Here is a 16645-nt window from a genome sequence, read left to right on the forward strand (position 1 = left end):
CGGGGCATTTTTATTTTTTACTTATCAGCAGCAAGGCATCAGTACTGGTTGGGTTCCATTTCCAGTTCGACCTTGAAACGCTCAACGATATCCTTTTGGATACGCTGGGCCAGGTGCGCAATATCATGCCCTGTGGCGTTGCCATAGTTGACAAGCACCAGCGCCTGCAGCTTGTGCACGCCCGCGTCACCCTCACGAAAGCCCTTCCAGCCGGCCTTGTCGATCAGCCAACCGGCGGCAAGCTTCATGTGCCTATCCCCCTGGGGGTAGGCCACCAGGTCCGGATACTGCGCTCGAAGTTCTTCAGCCAATACCCTGGTCACCAGCGGATTCTTGAAGAAGCTGCCGGCATTGCCCAGTACTGCCGGATCTGGCAATTTTTCGCTGCGAATGCTGCAAATCGCGCGACTGACATCGCTTGGCGTCGCGTCAGTGATGCCCTGTCCTGCCAGGCGCTGTTGTACCGGACCATAGTCGAGTTTGAGGTGGCTGACGCGGCTCAGGGCAAAGCGTACCCGCAGGATCAACCAGCGTCCGGTTTCGTGCTTGAACAGGCTGTCACGGTAGGCAAAGTTGCATTCTTGCAGGCTGAAGTCCCGTAGCTCACCGGTATGACGATCCAGTGCGGTCAGGCCGGCAAATACATCCTTGATCTCCACACCGTAGGCGCCAATGTTCTGCATGGGGGCAGCCCCAACGGTCCCAGGGATAAGACTGAGATTCTCCAGACCGCAAAAGCCCTCCGCCAATGTCCAAAGTACAAATGGGTGCCACGCCTCGCCCGCCTCGGCTTCAACCACCACATGCACGCCGTCATCGTGCAGCACGCGAATGCCCTGGGTGGCCATACGTAGCACCAACGCAGGTATGTCCTGGGTCAGCAGCAGATTGCTGCCACCGCCGATCACCAATAAGGGCAACGTTTGCGCCGAAGCGTAAGCCAATGCCTCTCGCACATCGGCGTCGCTGCGGGCCTCGGCATAAAGCCGGGCGCGCACGTCGATGCCAAAACTGTTGAATGGCTTGAGCGAAACCTGCGTATGCACTTGCAAGGTCATAATCGCCCCTTCAATTCGATCACCAATAAATCACAGGCCCGCTCGATCAGGTCCAGCACTCGCTCGAAGCCTTGCTCGCCCTCGTAATACGGGTCTGGCACGTCGTCCACTTCCGAGTGGTAGCGGCGCAGAAACAAATCCAGTTCGGCCTTACCCTGCCCTGACTGTAGCGCCTTGAGGTTGCGCAGGTTGCTGCTATCCATCGCCAGGATCAGGTCATAACGCGCAAAGTCAGCACGGGAGACCTGCTGGGCACGCTGGCCCGACAAATCGTAACCGCGGACCAACGCTGCACGCTGGCTGCGCTGGTCCGGCGGGTTACCGACATGCCAGTCGCCGGTGCCAGCAGAAGCTACCTCGACCTGTCCGGCCAGCCCGGCTTCGCGCAATTTATGGCGCAGGACGCCTTCAGCGGTGGGCGAGCGACAGATATTGCCCAGGCAGACAAACAGAACCTCCATCAGGCCCCCAGCAGGCGACGGACGCGCTCAAGGTCTTCCGGGGTATCGACACCGGCAGGCGGCGCTTCCAACGCATCGCCTACGTGAATACGCACGCCGTGCCACAGGGCCCGCAGTTGTTCCAGGGATTCGGTATTTTCCAACCAGCACGGTCCCCAACTGACGAAGTCATGCAGGAAACCTGCGCGGTAGGCATAGATGCCGATATGCCGGCGGTACGGTACGCCCTCCGGCAACACGTCTCGGTTCTTGGCAAAGGCGTCACGCGCCCAGGGCAAGGTGGAACGGCTGAAGGTCAACGCCAGGCCATTCACATCACTGACCACCTTCACCACGTTCGGGTTGAACAGGGTTTCAATATCGTGAATCGGCTCGGCAAGGGTGGCCATGCGCGCTTCACCATGGGCAGCCAGGTTGGCGGCCACCTGGTCGATCACGCTCGGCGGAATCAACGGTTCGTCGCCTTGTACATTGACCACGATGGCGTCAGGCGCCAGACCAAGCTGCGTGGCCACTTCGGCCAGGCGGTCGGTGCCGGAGTTATGGTCTTCGCGGGTTAATACCGCTTCGGCGCCAAAGCCTTTGCACGCGTCAATAATGCGTGGATCGTCAGTCGCTACAACCACCCGATCAGCGCTGCTTTTACAGGCCTGTTCCCACACCAGCTGGATCATCGGCTTGCTGCCGATCAATTGCAGCGGCTTGCCTGGCAGGCGGGTCGATGCGTAACGCGAGGGAATGACAACGGTAAAGGCGGTGGTCATTTATCCAGGCGCTCATCGGTGGTCAGGGTGCGGGCTTCGCTTTCCAGCATTACCGGGATGCCATCACGGATCGGATATGCCAGGCCCGCGCCTTTACTGATCAGCTCGGTTTTGTCGGCGCTGAGCTTGAGCGGGCCTTTGCAGATCGGGCAAGCAAGGATATCGAGCAGTTTGGTGTCCATGAATGTTTCCTGGAAAGAAGTGTTTTAAGGCAAGAGACGGGCGGGCAACAAGCGCGTCAGCTGCGTGTCGAACCACGCGACGAACGCCGGTGACGGCACCGCATCCACCGCAAGGTACCACCAGTCGGGCTGGGCAAAGGCGCGGCACTTCACCGCGTCCTTCTCGGTCATTACCAGCGGCACTGACGGAGTAAAATTCAAGACTTCGGCGCTGTAGGGCGCATGGTCGGCAAACGCATGGGGTATCGGTTGCCAGTGTAGCGTTTCAAGGGTGTTGAAGAAACGTTGCGGGTTGCCGATACCGGCGACCGCGTGCACCCGTTGACCTGCTTGAAAATACTCCACCGACTGGCGTTCGCCGGTATACAGGTTGACGAGTGCCGTAGGCTGCAGGCGGAAGGCAAAGCCATCGTCGCGATCTGATACTGCGCCGTTATAGAGCAGCGCATCTACACTCTGCAGGCGCTCGACCGGCTCGCGCAACGGCCCGGCCGGGAGGCAACGACGATTACCAAGGCCACGGGCGGCGTCGATCAACACCAGTTCCAGGTCACGGGCCAGGCGATAGTGTTGCAGACCATCATCGGAAAGAATCAGGTCCAGCGGCTCGCTGGCCAACAGTGCCTTGACCGCACGGCTGCGATCGGGATCGATCATCATGGGCACGCCGCAACGCTGCACGATCAACAAAGGTTCGTCACCCGCCACTTCGGCGCTTTGGCTGGCCTCGACGCGCCATGGCAGTTGCGCAGGCTTGGCGCCGTACCCTCGACTAACCACACCTACACGCAAGCCATTGCGCCGACAGTGTTCGATCAACCACAGGATCAACGGCGTCTTGCCGGTACCGCCTACGGTGATGTTACCGACCACCACCACCGGCACGGGTGATTGATAAATGTCGCCCTCGCCCGCCACGAACCGCGCGCGTTTGCGCTGCACTACGCGGCGATACAAAGACTCCAACGGCCGCAATAACGCGAGCGCCGGATGACCCTCGTACCAGGCCTTGAGCAAACGATCGGACATGGACATCAGGGTTGGCTCGCCGCCTCGACAGTGCTCATGCGCAGATGGCTGAAACCGAGCTTGCCGGCGGCGTCCATCGCGGTGATAACGGCCTGGTGCTGGGTCTTGCCATCAGCACTGATGGACAACGGCATCTTGGTGTCTCCTCCGGATTCTTTCTCCAGGGCGACCATCAGGCTGGCGAGATCGTTTTTCTCCAGTAACTGGTTATTCACCGAGAACACGCCGTCGGCGCTGATGGCGATGTCCAGTTGCTTGATTTCCTGGTCTTCCGCTGGCGAACCACTCACCGCTTCCGGCAAGTCGACACGCAGTTCGGTCTGCCGGGTGAAGGTGGTGGTGACGACAAAAAACAGCAGCAGGATAAATACCACGTCGATCAGCGACGCGAGGTTGATATCGACATTTTCCCGTTGCTTGCGGCGAAATTTCACGCTTTGCCCCCAACCAGGTCCACATCACGGTCGCCTTGCACCACTTCCACCAACTTGATGGCCTCCTGCTCCATGCCGACCACCAGCTCATCGATGCGCCGCTGCAGAAAACGATGGAAGAACACCGCAGGAATACCGACCATCAGGCCTGCTGCCGTGGTAATCAGGGCCTTGGAAATCCCCCCGGCGAGCACCGCCGCGTTGGTGGTCATGCCCGACCCCATGAATGAGCTGAAAATATCGATCATGCCCAATACCGTTCCCAGCAGACCGAGCAACGGTGCCATGGCAGCGATGGTGCCGAGAGCATTAATGTAGCGCTCCAGTTCATGAATAACCCGGGCGGCGGCCTCTTCAATGCACTCTTTCATGATCTCGCGGCCATGCTTGGAGTTAGCCAAGCCCGCGGCGAGGATTTCGCCCAAAGGCGAATCAGCGCGCAATGCCTTGAGTTTTTCCTTGTCCAGTTGCTTGTTCTTGATCCAGCCCCAGACCTGCCCCAATAGATGCTCGGGCGTGACTCGACTGGCGCGCAGGGTCCACAAGCGTTCGGCAACGATGCCGAGTGCGGCGATGGAGCTCAAGATAATCGGCAACATCATCCAGCCGCCGGATTTGACCAATTCCCACACAGTGAATGTCCCCTCGAAAAAGTGCGCCACTTTACCATACAGGTTCGGCAACGGGGTTCGTCAGCCATGGCTTCGCCTGTCGTAGGCTCCAGCCTTATAGTAACGTCGAATTACGGTAACGCTTCGCGCCAAAAACGGCGTTGACTACGCGCAACAATGGGTGGCAGGAAAGCCCCCAATTGCAAGCGCACCGCTCCATGCTCAGCACTGTCATATAACTGGCTGCCCAGCGTCTGGTAGCGCTCAACCACCTGTGGATGAGGATGGCCGAACGCATTGCCACGCCCACGGGAGATCAGCACTGACGTGGGTGCCACCCGCCGTAGAAAAGGCCAGGATGACGAACTCCGGCTGCCATGGTGAGGGGCTTGCAGCCAATCGGTCCGCACGGCCAGTGGTGAGTCGAGAAATGCCCGTTCGGCGGCGCGATCAATATCCCCGGTGAGCAATAGCCGCTCACCATTGGCTTGGACCTGCAGAACGCAAGACTTTGGATTGCCATTAATAGCCTCAGACCACTGCCACAACTCGAATGACACACCGTCCCATTCCCACTGCTCGCCACTGATACATGGCTGGGCTCCGAGAAACGCTGGCAACCCTTCGGTTTCGCCGCCCACGACCCGCTTGATCGGCACCCCTCGGGCAACAGCCGCTGCCCCACCGGCATGATCGGCATCAGCGTGACTGAGCAACATCATGTCCAGTGACTCGACGCCGAGTTTTTTCAGCGACGGCAATACCACACGAGCCCCAAGATCAACTGTGCCAGACCGCAGGCCTGCGTCGTAAAGCAACGTGTGATGCCGGGTACGCAGAATCAAGGACTGCCCCTGCCCCACATCCAACTGCACCACCTCCACCCGCCCATGGGGCACCGGCTCACGCGGTGGAAAGACTACCAACAGCAACATCGGCCAGCCCAACAGCCGAAACGGCACACCTTTGGGCATCAACAACAGCACCGCTCCCATCAGACTGATCAGCCAGTAACCCAAGGGCACATCGGCAGGTATCCACGCGGGCACTCGCCCTGCGAGCCATGCCAGACCCAGGAACAACGCATCCAGCGCCCCACCCGCCAGCCACAGCAAGCCCTCCCCCAAATATGGCAGCGGCAGCATGGCGGTCCCCAGCAACGCCAGCGGCAACACCACAAGACTGATCCAAGGCACGGCCACCAGATTGGCCAGCGGCGCACTGACGCTGATGGGCAACCCGAGCACCAACAACACAGGAAGCAGGCCAATGGCAATCAACCATTGAGGACGCGTCCAGGCCTGCCAGACACCCCACGGCCCCAGGCGCCCGCCGAAAGCCAGGATCAATACGGCAACAGCCGTAAAAGAAAGCCAAAACCCCGGTTGCAGGCTGGCCAATGGTTCAAGGATCAGTACACCATTGAGCGCCAGCAACAACGGCCACCAGAAGCCCAGATGACGGAAGCGCAAACGCCACAGCAGCACCAGGCCCACCATGACGCAGGCCCGCTGAACCGGCACACCGAACCCCGCCAACAGGCCATAACCCAGCGCGGACGCAAACGCCAGGCCACATGCCCAAGGCAGCCATGGCCACATTCGGGGCCAGAAACCGTAGCGTGCCAGTAGCGCGACCAACCCGTAGACCAGCCCCGCCAGCAGGCCGATATGCTGGCCGGAAATCACCAGCAGGTGCACCGTGCCGGTGTCCTGCAACACCTGCCAATCCTCGGCTGCCAGCCCGGAACCGTCCCCCAGCACCAAAGCTGCCAGGCCCGCCTCGCGACCTTGAGCGTCGACGGCAATCAACCGTTGGCGGACCGTGTCGCGCCAGGCATGGCGGGCCGGCGACAGGCGCTCACCATCTTTTACCGAGCCAGTGGCGCCAATGCGTTGGGCCAGCAACCATGCCTCTTGATCAAAACCGTGAAAATTTAGCAGCCCGGACGGCCGCTTAAGCGTGACTGCCAGGCGCCAGCGCTCCCCGCTGCGTACCTCGGGCCCACCGTGCCAGGACACACGGATGCGCTTGGGCAACCGGGCGTTACGCGACCGGCTGTCGGCCAGATCGAAACGCACCCCGGTGCCGGTCTGTTGTGGCAACCCAATGACGCGCCCCTCCAACCATCGCGTCTGGCCATCGAGCGCCGGTGGCAGGCGATCATCCAGCGCCCATTGCGCACTGATGCACGCCCAGCTCAAGCCCAGCAGGAAAAACGCCAAGGGAGACGTACGAAATGGCAGCAGCATCAAAACCAGCACCAGCATGGCTATCAGCCATCCAGTGGTCGGTAACTCAGGTAGGAAACGCAGGGCAAGCAAGCCCAGCGCCAGCGCGAACATCCCTGTCTTCATGAATCATCCTTTTCAAGTGATCCACTCAGTCTTAGCTGGGTGCTCGGTAAGTCCTATGATGTTTTGTCACAAAGTCTGAATTTTCTGTTTATAGAATGCGGGCATACTTGCCCCTCGAACTGACCTGGACCCCTTATGCCACGGCGCTTATTCAAACGGTACATGCCCGACCCCACCAGTATCAGGGAACACAAGTCATTACAGTTTCTTGGCACGCTGCTGCATGACCCGAACCTCTGGCATCTGAATCGGCACTCGGTGGCGCGCGCCATGGCGGTGGGTCTGTTCGCAGCATTTATCCCCATTCCGTTGCAGATGCTATTGGCTGCGGTGCTGGCAATTACCGTGCGCGGCAATATGCCCATCGCCGTCAGCCTGGTTTGGCTGACAAACCCGATCACGATGCCAGTGGTATTTGTTTGTACTTACATGACCGGCGCCTGGTTGATGAACGTGCCCCCGCGCAGCTTGCCCGATGACTTGACCTGGGAATGGATCAGCGGCCAGTTGAGTACGCTGTGGCAACCCTTCTTGCTCGGCTCAGTGGTGTTGGGGCTGGTGCTGGGCGCATTGGCCTATTGCCTGACGATGGGCTATTGGCGCTGGTGGGTCGCGCGCCAATGGAAGAAGCGCAAGCTGCGCCGGGGCTGAGCCCTAGCGCGCCGGTAACCGCAGGTGTACACGCAAGCCCTGACCGGTGTTTTGCGCCCAAAGGCTGCCGTCCTGACGCTGAACGGCATTGCGCGCGATGCTCAGGCCCAGGCCGAAACCACCATCACCGGGCCGTGAGCCGTCCAAGCGCGTGAACGGCGCAAAAATCCGCTCCAGATCACGCTCATCAATCCCCCCGCCCTGATCCTCCAACCACAGGTGCCAGTACTCCCCATCGCGTCGCCCGTCCAGACACACAACCCCGTTTTCCGGAGAGTGGCGTATGGCGTTGCGCAAGATATTTTCCAAGGCCTGGGCCAGGGCGTTTAGATTACCGCGCACCCAACAGTCAGCGCCCAGCAGGCACGGCAGTCTCGATGCGGACCAATCGCTTTCAAAGCAGGCATTCTCCCGCAGCATGTCCCACAACGCCTGTACCTGAAGATCCTCCTTGGGCAGTGGCGCCCGCTCGGTGTCCAGCCAGGCCAGCTGCAAGCTGTCTTCCACCAGGCGCTGCATAGCGTCAATCTCTCGGCCCAACCGCTCACGCAACTGAGCAAGATCCTGCTCGCTGTCGCAGGCCACGCGCAAGCGGCTCAACGGAGTGCGTAGTTCATGGGACATGTCCCGCAGCAGTTGTTGTTGCAATACAACAGTGCCCTGCAAACGCTCAGACATGTGGTCAAACGCACGGCCCAACTCGCCCAATTCGTCCTGTCGACTGGTGGCGTCAAGGGGCATCCGCGTGTTCAATTGATCGGCACGCCAGGCATTGGCCTGCTCGCGCAATTGATTGAGAGGCATGATCAGCAGCCGGTACAGGCCGACGCACAGCAACAAGGTAAACAGGCCTGGAATCACACCATTGGTCACCACGCGCCAGACCACTTGATAACGCCCCGGCATAAAACGCTGTGGCAATTCAATGACCAGCGAACCGGCACCCGGATCTACCGCAAACGGGATCTTGAGCCACGGCAAGCCCTTGACGTGGCGGCTGACCGGCCAATCCAGGCCCCGCAAGAACGTCAGGCGCTGGCTCTCCGTAGCGGTCAGTGGGTAGCTGCTCAACGACTGCAAGTCGTTGCCTATTACGCCGATCCACGTGCTTTCCTGTTTGCCCATCGCCTGCAGCCACGCATCAACACCGGCATGGCCGCCACGGTTCCAGGCCTGCTCGGCGCTCACCGCATAACCACTCAGCGTGACCCTCGCCTCGTCGGACAAATACGCGTTCTTTTGCTCCATGTACCGGCCCCAGGACCAACTGAGCCAGATCATCAGCAAACAGAAGGCAATCAACAGGCAGGCGAGCTTCCAAAATAATGAATGTTTGCCCGGCAGCCGTTTCAGCGCCCTTTCAAAGCCCATCGTCGTGACCACTGAGCACATAGCCCTTGCCCCACACCGTGCGCACTTCGCGCTCGCTGTAGCCGATCGCCTTGAGCTTGCGACGGATCTGGCTGATGTGCATGTCGAGGCTGCGGTCATGGGGCGCATAGCCGCGCTGCAACACATGTTGGTAAAGGAATGCTTTGCTGAGGACTTCTTCAGTGTTGCGGTGCAGGGTTTCCAACAGGCGGTATTCGCTGCGGGTCAGGCCTGCCCAGTGTTCCTGATGAAACACATCGCACAGCTCATCGTCGAAACGCAGTGTGCGAGCATCCCCACGCACCGGCGCAAGCGTCGGCAGCGGGCGTCGATCCAGGGCCACCCGGCGCAGGATGGCTTCGATACGCACGCGCAACTCGACCATGCTGAACGGCTTAGGCAAGTAGTCATCGGCGCCCAGGCGAAAACCGCTGACGCGATCGGCCTCGGCACCCAATGCCGACATCAGGATTACCGGGATCGAATGGCTCTGGCGTAGATGAGTCAAGATCGACAAACCATCCAGCCCCGGCAGCAGGATATCCATCAACACCAGGTCGAACGCCTGTTCGCGCGCCATCGCCAGCCCTTGCTGGCCGTTCTGGCACCAGGTGACCTGGAAGCCACAGCGCCCCAGATGCTCGTGGACATAGGCGCCCAGCACGGGATCATCTTCGATGGTCAGGATATTGGGTAGGCCAACTGCTGCGGGATTCATTAGCGTCTGCAAGTCATTCTCAATCGCCGATTATTCAAGATTACCCTGGCGCAGGCAATCGCTACGGGGCCAAACGAGCCGAAGATTGCCCTCTCTCAACAATTTGCGAGATTCCAGGCCGTGCAAATGGCTACACTGCGCAGGTGGCGCGGGCCGGATGCCGGCGCGGAAGATTGATTTCAGTGTGGTAGCAGGAGAGTGGCGTGCTTAGAAGAATGGGGATAAAAGGCCGCGTACTGTTGCTGAGCTTATTACCGACCAGCCTGATGGCCTTATTGTTGGGGGGCTACTTCACCTGGATGCAACTCTCGGAGTTGCAGACCCAATTGCTGCAGCGCGGCGAAATGATCACCGAGCAATTGGCGCCTCTGGTGGCTCCTGCTTTAAGCAGCAAGAACACTGACCTGCTGGAGCGCATCGCCACTCAATCCCTGGAACAACTGGACGTGCGCACCGTGTCGTTCCTTGCGCCGGACCGTACGCCCCTCGCCCACGCTGGCCCGACCATGCTCAACCAGCCGCCGGCCGGCAACAGCTCTCACCTGCTGCAACGCACCGACAATGACGCCACGCGCTATCTGCTGCCGGTGTTTGGCCGCCATCGCAACCTTGCCGGCGACTTGATCCCCGATGAAGCCGACCGCCTCTTGGGCTGGGTCGAAGTAGAACTGTCCCACAACGGTATGTTGCTGCGCGGCTATCGCAGTCTGTTCGCCAGCCTGCTGTTGATCGCCATTGGCCTGATCTGCACAGCAGCCCTGGCGCTGCGCATCAGCCGCACGATCAACGAGCCGATTGGCCTGATCAAGCAAGCAGTGGCCCAGCTCAAGGACGGCAACCTGGAAACCCGCTTGCCTCCTTTGGGCAGCCAGGAACTGGACCAACTCGCCTCAGGCGTCAACCGCATGGCCGAAACTCTTCAAAACGCTCAGGAAGAGTTGCAGCACAGCATCGACCAGGCCACCGAAGACGTACGCCAGAATCTGGAAACCATCGAAATCCAGAACATCGAGCTGGACCTGGCCCGCAAAGAAGCACTCGAGGCCAGCCGTATCAAGTCCGAGTTCCTGGCCAATATGAGCCATGAAATCCGCACACCGCTCAACGGTATCCTTGGTTTTACCCACCTGCTGCAAAAAAGCGAGCTCACACCGCGCCAGTTGGACTATTTGGGCACTATCGAAAAATCCGCCGACAACCTGTTGGGCATCATCAACGAGATCCTCGACTTCTCGAAGATTGAGGCCGGCAAGCTGGTGCTCGACAGCATCCCGTTCAACCTGCGGGATTTGCTGCAAGACACCCTCACCATCCTCGCCCCCGCTGCCCATGCCAAGCAGTTGGAGCTCGTCAGCCTGGTGTACCGCGACACGCCGCTGGCACTGGTGGGCGACCCTCTGCGGCTTAAGCAGATCCTGACCAACCTGATCAGCAACGCCATCAAGTTCACCCGCGAGGGCACTATCGTGGCCCGGGCGATGATCGAGGAGGAACAGGAAGACAGCGTGCAACTGCGCATCAGCGTGCAGGACACCGGCATCGGCCTGTCCAGCCAGGATGTGCGGGCTTTATTCCAGGCGTTCAGCCAAGCCGATAACTCTCTGTCGCGCCAGCCGGGCGGCACCGGGCTTGGCCTGGTGATTTCCAAGCGCCTGATCGAGCAAATGGGCGGTGAAATCGGCGTCGACAGTACGCCGGGCGAAGGGTCGGAATTCTGGATCAGCCTGAACCTGCCCAAAACCCGCGACGATATCGAAGACCTGCCCTGCGCGCCGCTGCTGGGCCATCGCGTGGCAGTACTGGAAAACCACGAACTGGCGCGCCAGGCCTTGCAACATCAACTGGAAGACTGCGGCCTGGAAGTCACGCCGTTCAATAGCCTGGAAAACCTGACCAACGGCATCACCAGCGCCCATCAGACCGAGCAAGCCATCGACTTGGCGGTGCTCGGCGTCACTGCCAACGACATCCCGCCCGAGCGCCTCAACCAGCATCTTTGGGACCTGGAACGCCTGGGTTGCAAAGTGCTGGTGCTGTGCCCAACCACAGAACAGATGCTGTTCAACCAGTCGGTGCCCAACCCCAACAGCCAGTTGCAGGCCAAGCCGGCATGCACCCGCAAGCTTCGCCGCGCCCTCTCCGACCTGATCAGCCCGCGCCCGTCGCGCAGCGAACCGGGCGAGCCGCTGTCCAGCCGTGCGCCGCGTGTGCTGTGTGTCGACGACAACCCGGCAAACCTGCTCTTGGTGCAAACGTTGCTGGAGGACATGGGCGCCCAGGTACGTGCGGTAGAAAGCGGTTATGCCGCAGTCGACGCGGTAAAACAGGACACCTTCGACCTGGTGCTGATGGACGTACAAATGCCTGGCATGGATGGGCGCCAGAGCACCGAGGCGATCCGCCAGTGGGAAAGTGAGCGCCATGGCACACCCTTGCCAGTGGTCGCCCTTACCGCTCACGCCATGGCTAACGAAAAACGCGCCTTGCTGCAAAGCGGCATGGACGATTACCTGACCAAACCCATCAGCGAAAGGCAACTGGCCCAAGTGGTGTTGAAGTGGACCGGCCTGGCCTTGCGCAACCAAGTGCCTGAGCGTGTCACTGAAGGTCTGGGCCCAGGGGTGCAGTTGCCGGTTCTGGACCATGAGGAAGGCCTACGCCTGGCCGCGGGTAAAACCGATCTGGCGGCTGACATGCTTGCCATGCTGCTGGCCTCCCTGGAAGCCGACCGCCAAGCCATTCACATCGCCCGCGACGCCAAGGACAACCTGGCGCTGATCGAACGCGTCCACCGGTTGCACGGCGCCACCCGCTACTGTGGCGTACCGCAACTGCGCGCCGCCTGCCAGCGCGCCGAAACCCTGCTCAAGCAGGACGATGCCAAGGCGATGACCGCGCTGGACGAACTGGACATGGCCATCGCGCGATTGGCCAGTGAAGCACGGGTAAGTGTCTGACCCTATTTCATGGCGCTGACCCACTGACAAATTGCAGGGAGCTTTTCAATGCGCGTGATTCTTTTCAGCAGCCAGACCTACGACCGCGATAGTTTCCTCGGCGAGCCACTGCCAGCTGGGCTGGAACTGCAATTCCAGCCGGCCCGACTCAATCTCGACACCGTGGCCCTGGCCGAACACCACGAGGTGGTCTGCGCCTTTATCAACGACGACCTCAGCGCCCCGGTGCTGGAACACCTGGCAAAGGGCGGCACCCGACTGATTGCACTGCGCTCGGCGGGTTACAACCATGTCGACCTCGCCGTCGCCAAGCGCCTGGGCCTGACGATCGTACGGGTACCCGCTTACTCGCCCCATGCGGTCGCCGAACACGCCGTAGCGCTGATCCTCGCACTCAACCGCCGCCTGCACCGTGCCTACAACCGCACCCGCGAGGGTGACTTCAGCTTGCACGGTCTTACCGGTTTCGACCTGGTGGGCAAGACTGTCGGTGTTGTCGGCACTGGGCAGATCGGCGCGACATTCGCCAGGATCATGGCCGGGTTCGGCTGTGAGTTGCTCGCCTACGACCCCTTCCCCAATCAACAGGTGCAGGCAATGGGCGCGAAGTACGTGAGCCTGCCCGAGTTACTGGCCCAGGCGCAGATCATCAGCCTGCACTGCCCGCTGACCGCTGACAGCAAGCACCTGATCAACGCCCGTTCCCTGTCGCACATGCAGCCCGGCGCGATGCTGATCAATACTGGCCGTGGCGGCCTGGTGGATACCCCGGCATTGATCGAAGCCCTCAAGGACGGCCAACTCGGCTACTTGGGGCTGGATGTCTACGAAGAAGAAGCCCAGCTGTTTTTTGAGGACCGCTCGGACTTGCCACTGCAAGACGACGTGCTCGCACGCCTGCTGACCTTCCCCAACGTGATCATCACCGCACACCAGGCGTTCCTTACCCGCGAGGCCCTGGCGGCCATTGCCGGCACTACCCTTGCCAACATTGCTGCATGGGCCGATGGTCGGGCGCAGAACCTCGTCGAAGGATGATCAGCGGTCACATAGCAAGCTCATGATAAGCAGGCACCCGTGATAGGATGCCGCGCCTATTTGGAGGATCCATGGCCGAACACGATTTCCGCTTCAGCTTGCTGAGCCCGCAACACACCCTGATCGAATGCCGCGCCCTAGTGCCGGGCCGTTACCAAGTCACCGGCAACGGTGGTTCGATCAAGCATGGCGATGTCCTGATCGTCACCCTGCGCGGCAGTAAAACCCTGTCAATGCGCCTGACCGTTGAAGGTGACGCGCGCTACTCCATCCGCCCGGCGGGCCAATGGGTCGCCATGGCTCAAGGGCCGAAATTCGGCGAGTTGGAGATTCACACTTGGAAGGTCAACTGCGACAGCTGCGACACCGTGCTGGAGTTTGAATTCGCGGTAGAAACCAAGCTGACCAAAGAACCGCTGCAGCCTGCCGCCAACGCGCGCATCAAAGAGTTGGGCTGGGCCAGTGAAGGCGACAAGCACCGCTGCCCGAAATGCCAGAAGGCTGCGCAATGAAAGGCCTGCTTCTGCTCGCCGCCGTCGGCGTGGCCTTGAGCGGCTGTGCCGGTGATGCGGTCAAGCTCAAGCAGGATCACAGTTACGTGGTGGAGTGGATTGGTGAGCGGCCATTGATGGACTACGCACACCTGACTGTCACCCTCGGCGCCGATGGCCGCGCCTACGGTAATGGCGGCTGCAACCACTGGTTTGCGCCGTACACGGTCGAGGGCGACAAGCTCAGCTTCGGCAAAATCGGCAGCACCCGCAAGCTCTGCGCCGAGGCCTTGATGGAGCAGGAGCATCGCTTCTTCCAGGCCCTGCAAAGCGTACAACGCTGGGACATCTCGCCGATCGAGCAGACCCGCTTCTGGCCGGCCGAAGGCAAGCCGATTCGCCTGTGGCTGGAAGAAGGCTGATCACGCTGCTTGCGGTCCAAATGTGGGAGAGGGCTTGGCCCCGATGGCGGTGTAACAGTCAACGGATGTATTGACTGAAACACTGCAATCGGGGGCGAGCCCCCTCCCACATTTGATTTGAGTGGTTGCTTTAACCGCGCAAGGCCTTGAGTTTGGCCAGTACCCCTTCCGCCGTCTGTTCGCCCATCAACTGCTCACGCACCTTGCCCTTGTCATCAATGATGTAAGTCACCGGCAATGCCTCGCTGCGCGGAATTTCAAAGATCCCGTCGGGGTTTTGCGCCAGCACGGTGAATTTAATGCCCAGCTTGTCGCTGGCCTCTTTCAGCTCTGCACCCTGCACATTGTCGAAGTTAACCCCGAACACCCCCACGCCCTGCCCCTTCAGCTGTTCCGCCAAGGCATTGAGCTCAGGGATTTCCGTGCGGCACGGGCCACACCATTCTGCCCAGTAGTTGACCACCAGCCATTGCTTGTCCAAGCGCTCGGCCGCGACTTTCTGGCCGTACTGGTCAACGCCATAGTCATTCCCGCAGCCGCTGAGCAGCAGGGTTGTAATGATCGCCAATGCACCGATCAGTCGACGTGTCATGGGGTAATCCTTCGCAAAAATGAACGTTGGCTGCGACCTATCGCCTCTTACGGTTTAAGGACGGGGTGCAGCGCGGGTAGAATACCCGCCACCTTACGCAAGATGCGACCCGCACATGACCGATCTGACGCTTTATCACAACCCGCGCTGCTCGAAATCCCGCGGTGCGCTCGAACTGCTTGAAGCCCGCGGTCTCACCCCAACCGTGGTGCGCTACCTGGAAACCCCGCTGGATGCGTCGCAAATTAAGGCCTTGCTGGCCAAACTGGGCCTCAGCGCCCGTCAATTGCTGCGTACCGGCGAAGACGAGTACAAAACTCTCAACCTGGCCGACGCCAGCCTCAGCGAAGCCCATCTGATCGCCGCCATCGCCGAACACCCCAAGCTAATGGAGCGTCCGATCCTGGAAACCGCCGACAAAGCCATCATCGGCCGCCCACCAGAAAACGTGCTGGAGATTCTGCCGTGACCACACCGTACGTGCTGGTGCTGTATTACAGCCGCAACGGCTCGGTCAGCGAAATGGCCCGGCAGATTGCCCGGGGCATTGAGCAAGGCGGCATGGAGGCGCGCTTGCGCACGGTGCCGGCGATCTCCACCGAATGCGAAGCCGTGGCGCCGAGCATTCCGGACGAAGGCGCGCTGTATGCCAATCTAGATGATCTGAAGAACTGCTCAGGCCTGGCCCTGGGCAGTCCAACGCGCTTCGGCAACATGGCCGCGCCGCTCAAGTACTTCCTCGATGGCACCAGCAACCTGTGGCTCACCGGCGCGCTAGTCGGCAAGCCGGCTGGCGTGTTCACCTCCACCGCCAGCCTGCACGGCGGCCAGGAGACCACGCTGATGTCGATGCTGCTACCGCTGCTGCACCACGGCATGCTGATCACTGGCCTGCCCTACAGCGAACAGGCATTGCTCGACACCCAGGGCGGCGGTACGCCATATGGCGCCAGCCACCATTCCGGGCCGGACGGCAAGCGCATGCTCGATCAACATGAAATCACCCTGTGCCGGGCACTGGGATTGCGCCTCGCCACCACCGCCACGCTGCTGGAGAATGGTCGTGGCCAAAAAGCCTAAAGTTCTGCCGCCCCAAGCGTGGCTGGAGCCGCGGGTCAAGGTGGCACGCGCGCTGAGCCTGCTGGCGTTTTTTAGCCTGGTGGGTTTGCTCTGCGTGTATTACCTGTTCGTCGCCGACCTGCACGGCGCACGCCCATGGGTGATCCTGCTGATCGAGCTGGTGCCGCTGTTGTTGCTGGCGCCGGGCATGATCAGCGGCAGTGCGCGGGGGCATTCATGGATGTGCTTTGCGGTGAACCTGTATTTCATCAAGGGCGCGCTGGCCGCGTATGACCCGAACCGTCAGTGGTTCGGGGTGCTTGAGATGCTGGCGAGTCTGGCGGTGTTTTGTACCGCACTGCTCTATGTGCGGTGGCGGCATCAGTTGAATCGGCGGCTGGCTGAGGCCTGATCAACGATTTGCAGTGCATCCGGCTTGTGTGGCGAGCG

General features: G+C 60.7%; 19 protein-coding genes. 8 read left to right on the forward strand and 11 right to left on the reverse strand.

Going from position 1 to position 16645, the window contains the following annotated elements; genetic code table 11:
- Window positions 1-38 precede the first annotated feature (38 nt).
- From murB to BW43_RS06925, 8 genes are all read right to left on the reverse strand, one after another.
- Complete coding sequence (murB, locus tag BW43_RS06960; RefSeq protein WP_032889639.1) at window positions 39-1058, reverse strand: UDP-N-acetylmuramate dehydrogenase; 1020 nt, start codon at window positions 1056-1058, stop codon at window positions 39-41.
- Window positions 1055-1519: a low molecular weight protein-tyrosine-phosphatase gene (locus BW43_RS06955; RefSeq protein WP_032889640.1), complete on the reverse strand. Its 465-nt coding sequence runs from the start codon at window positions 1517-1519 to the stop codon at window positions 1055-1057. The genes murB and BW43_RS06955 overlap by 4 nt, the downstream gene beginning before the upstream one ends.
- Complete coding sequence (kdsB, locus tag BW43_RS06950; RefSeq protein ID WP_032889641.1) at window positions 1519-2283, reverse strand: 3-deoxy-manno-octulosonate cytidylyltransferase; 765 nt, start codon at window positions 2281-2283, stop codon at window positions 1519-1521. Before kdsB ends, BW43_RS06955 begins: the two co-directional genes overlap by 1 nt.
- A complete protein-coding gene (locus BW43_RS06945; protein ID WP_003174668.1) occupies window positions 2280-2465 on the reverse strand; it encodes a Trm112 family protein in 186 nt (61 codons plus the stop codon). The genes kdsB and BW43_RS06945 overlap by 4 nt, the downstream gene beginning before the upstream one ends.
- A 24-nt stretch (window positions 2466-2489) precedes the next feature.
- Entirely contained in the window at window positions 2490-3500 is a 1011-nt protein-coding gene (gene lpxK / locus BW43_RS06940; RefSeq protein WP_032889642.1) for a tetraacyldisaccharide 4'-kinase, read from the reverse strand.
- Window positions 3500-3928 carry a biopolymer transporter ExbD gene (locus BW43_RS06935; protein WP_032889643.1) on the reverse strand — a complete coding sequence of 143 codons (429 nt, stop codon included), beginning with the start codon at window positions 3926-3928 and terminating at the stop codon, window positions 3500-3502. Before BW43_RS06935 ends, lpxK begins: the two co-directional genes overlap by 1 nt.
- The gene (locus BW43_RS06930; protein ID WP_032890033.1) at window positions 3925-4560 is read right to left on the reverse strand and encodes a MotA/TolQ/ExbB proton channel family protein; all 636 of its coding nucleotides are present in this window, start codon (window positions 4558-4560) and stop codon (window positions 3925-3927) included. Before BW43_RS06930 ends, BW43_RS06935 begins: the two co-directional genes overlap by 4 nt.
- Before the next feature lie 110 nt (window positions 4561-4670).
- Window positions 4671-6896, reverse strand: a complete 2226-nt coding sequence (locus BW43_RS06925) for a DNA internalization-related competence protein ComEC/Rec2 (RefSeq protein WP_256226748.1) — start codon at window positions 6894-6896, stop codon at window positions 4671-4673.
- Window positions 6897-7031: 135 nt separating this feature from the next.
- On the opposite strand from BW43_RS06925, the gene BW43_RS06920 reads away from it, so the two are divergent.
- Window positions 7032-7547: a DUF2062 domain-containing protein gene (locus tag BW43_RS06920; protein WP_032889645.1), complete on the forward strand. Its 516-nt coding sequence runs from the start codon at window positions 7032-7034 to the stop codon at window positions 7545-7547.
- A 3-nt stretch (window positions 7548-7550) separates the two neighbouring features.
- Here BW43_RS06920 and BW43_RS06915 read toward each other — a convergent pair whose 3' ends face one another.
- Together BW43_RS06915 and BW43_RS06910 are read right to left on the reverse strand one after the other, a co-directional pair.
- Window positions 7551-8918 (reverse strand): sensor histidine kinase, encoded by a 1368-nt coding sequence (locus tag BW43_RS06915; protein WP_032889646.1) that lies wholly within the window; start codon window positions 8916-8918, stop codon window positions 7551-7553.
- A complete protein-coding gene (locus tag BW43_RS06910; RefSeq protein WP_032889647.1) occupies window positions 8908-9636 on the reverse strand; it encodes a response regulator transcription factor in 729 nt (242 codons plus the stop codon). The genes BW43_RS06915 and BW43_RS06910 overlap by 11 nt, the downstream gene beginning before the upstream one ends.
- 203 nt (window positions 9637-9839) lie before the next feature.
- Here BW43_RS06910 and BW43_RS06905 point away from each other — a divergent pair, with 203 nt between their 5' ends.
- The 4 genes from BW43_RS06905 to BW43_RS06890 all read left to right on the forward strand — a co-directional run bounded on the left by BW43_RS06905 (window position 9840) and on the right by BW43_RS06890 (window position 14544).
- Window positions 9840-12593: a response regulator gene (locus BW43_RS06905; RefSeq protein WP_032889648.1), complete on the forward strand. Its 2754-nt coding sequence runs from the start codon at window positions 9840-9842 to the stop codon at window positions 12591-12593.
- Window positions 12594-12641: 48 nt separating this feature from the next.
- The gene (locus BW43_RS06900; RefSeq protein ID WP_032889649.1) at window positions 12642-13631 is read left to right on the forward strand and encodes a 2-hydroxyacid dehydrogenase; all 990 of its coding nucleotides are present in this window, start codon (window positions 12642-12644) and stop codon (window positions 13629-13631) included.
- 71 nt (window positions 13632-13702) lie between these two features.
- Complete coding sequence (locus BW43_RS06895) at window positions 13703-14143, forward strand: hypothetical protein (RefSeq protein ID WP_032889650.1); 441 nt, start codon at window positions 13703-13705, stop codon at window positions 14141-14143.
- Complete coding sequence (locus tag BW43_RS06890) at window positions 14140-14544, forward strand: META domain-containing protein (protein WP_032889652.1); 405 nt, start codon at window positions 14140-14142, stop codon at window positions 14542-14544. The genes BW43_RS06895 and BW43_RS06890 overlap by 4 nt, the downstream gene beginning before the upstream one ends.
- A gap of 130 nt (window positions 14545-14674) precedes the next feature.
- Here the strand turns inward: BW43_RS06890 and BW43_RS06885 are convergent, their stop codons facing one another.
- The gene (locus BW43_RS06885; RefSeq protein WP_032889653.1) at window positions 14675-15136 is read right to left on the reverse strand and encodes a TlpA disulfide reductase family protein; all 462 of its coding nucleotides are present in this window, start codon (window positions 15134-15136) and stop codon (window positions 14675-14677) included.
- Window positions 15137-15251: 115 nt separating this feature from the next.
- On the opposite strand from BW43_RS06885, the gene arsC reads away from it, so the two are divergent.
- From arsC to BW43_RS06870, 3 genes are read left to right on the forward strand one after another with little or no spacing between them, the layout of a single operon-like run.
- Complete coding sequence (gene arsC / locus BW43_RS06880; RefSeq protein WP_032889654.1) at window positions 15252-15605, forward strand: arsenate reductase (glutaredoxin); 354 nt, start codon at window positions 15252-15254, stop codon at window positions 15603-15605.
- Window positions 15602-16216, forward strand: coding sequence for an NAD(P)H:quinone oxidoreductase (gene wrbA, locus BW43_RS06875; RefSeq protein WP_032889655.1), 615 nt, complete (start codon window positions 15602-15604; stop codon window positions 16214-16216). Before arsC ends, wrbA begins: the two co-directional genes overlap by 4 nt.
- Window positions 16200-16607, forward strand: a complete 408-nt coding sequence (locus tag BW43_RS06870; protein ID WP_032890035.1) for a DUF2069 domain-containing protein — start codon at window positions 16200-16202, stop codon at window positions 16605-16607. The genes wrbA and BW43_RS06870 overlap by 17 nt, the downstream gene beginning before the upstream one ends.
- Window positions 16608-16645: the final 38 nt, after the last annotated feature.

The organism is Pseudomonas sp. RIT357 (genome assembly GCF_000632245.1).
Classification (GTDB): domain Bacteria; phylum Pseudomonadota; class Gammaproteobacteria; order Pseudomonadales; family Pseudomonadaceae; genus Aquipseudomonas; species Aquipseudomonas sivasensis.

What these genes read in the sequence shown, in the direction of transcription:
- murB (WP_032889639.1), bottom strand. Translation starts at nt 1,058, where the DNA reads ATGACCTTGCAAGTGCATACGCAGGTTTCGCTCAAGCCATTCAACAGT.
- BW43_RS06955 (WP_032889640.1), bottom strand. Translation starts at nt 1,519, where the DNA reads ATGGAGGTTCTGTTTGTCTGCCTGGGCAATATCTGTCGCTCGCCCACC.
- kdsB (WP_032889641.1), bottom strand. Translation starts at nt 2,283, where the DNA reads ATGACCACCGCCTTTACCGTTGTCATTCCCTCGCGTTACGCATCGACC.
- BW43_RS06945 (WP_003174668.1), bottom strand. Translation starts at nt 2,465, where the DNA reads ATGGACACCAAACTGCTCGATATCCTTGCTTGCCCGATCTGCAAAGGC.
- lpxK (WP_032889642.1), bottom strand. Translation starts at nt 3,500, where the DNA reads ATGTCCATGTCCGATCGTTTGCTCAAGGCCTGGTACGAGGGTCATCCG.
- BW43_RS06925 (WP_256226748.1), bottom strand. Translation starts at nt 6,896, where the DNA reads ATGAAGACAGGGATGTTCGCGCTGGCGCTGGGCTTGCTTGCCCTGCGT.
- BW43_RS06920 (WP_032889645.1), top strand. Translation starts at nt 7,032, where the DNA reads ATGCCACGGCGCTTATTCAAACGGTACATGCCCGACCCCACCAGTATC.
- BW43_RS06915 (WP_032889646.1), bottom strand. Translation starts at nt 8,918, where the DNA reads ATGGGCTTTGAAAGGGCGCTGAAACGGCTGCCGGGCAAACATTCATTA.
- BW43_RS06910 (WP_032889647.1), bottom strand. Translation starts at nt 9,636, where the DNA reads ATGAATCCCGCAGCAGTTGGCCTACCCAATATCCTGACCATCGAAGAT.
- BW43_RS06900 (WP_032889649.1), top strand. Translation starts at nt 12,642, where the DNA reads ATGCGCGTGATTCTTTTCAGCAGCCAGACCTACGACCGCGATAGTTTC.
- BW43_RS06895 (WP_032889650.1), top strand. Translation starts at nt 13,703, where the DNA reads ATGGCCGAACACGATTTCCGCTTCAGCTTGCTGAGCCCGCAACACACC.
- BW43_RS06890 (WP_032889652.1), top strand. Translation starts at nt 14,140, where the DNA reads ATGAAAGGCCTGCTTCTGCTCGCCGCCGTCGGCGTGGCCTTGAGCGGC.
- BW43_RS06885 (WP_032889653.1), bottom strand. Translation starts at nt 15,136, where the DNA reads ATGACACGTCGACTGATCGGTGCATTGGCGATCATTACAACCCTGCTG.
- arsC (WP_032889654.1), top strand. Translation starts at nt 15,252, where the DNA reads ATGACCGATCTGACGCTTTATCACAACCCGCGCTGCTCGAAATCCCGC.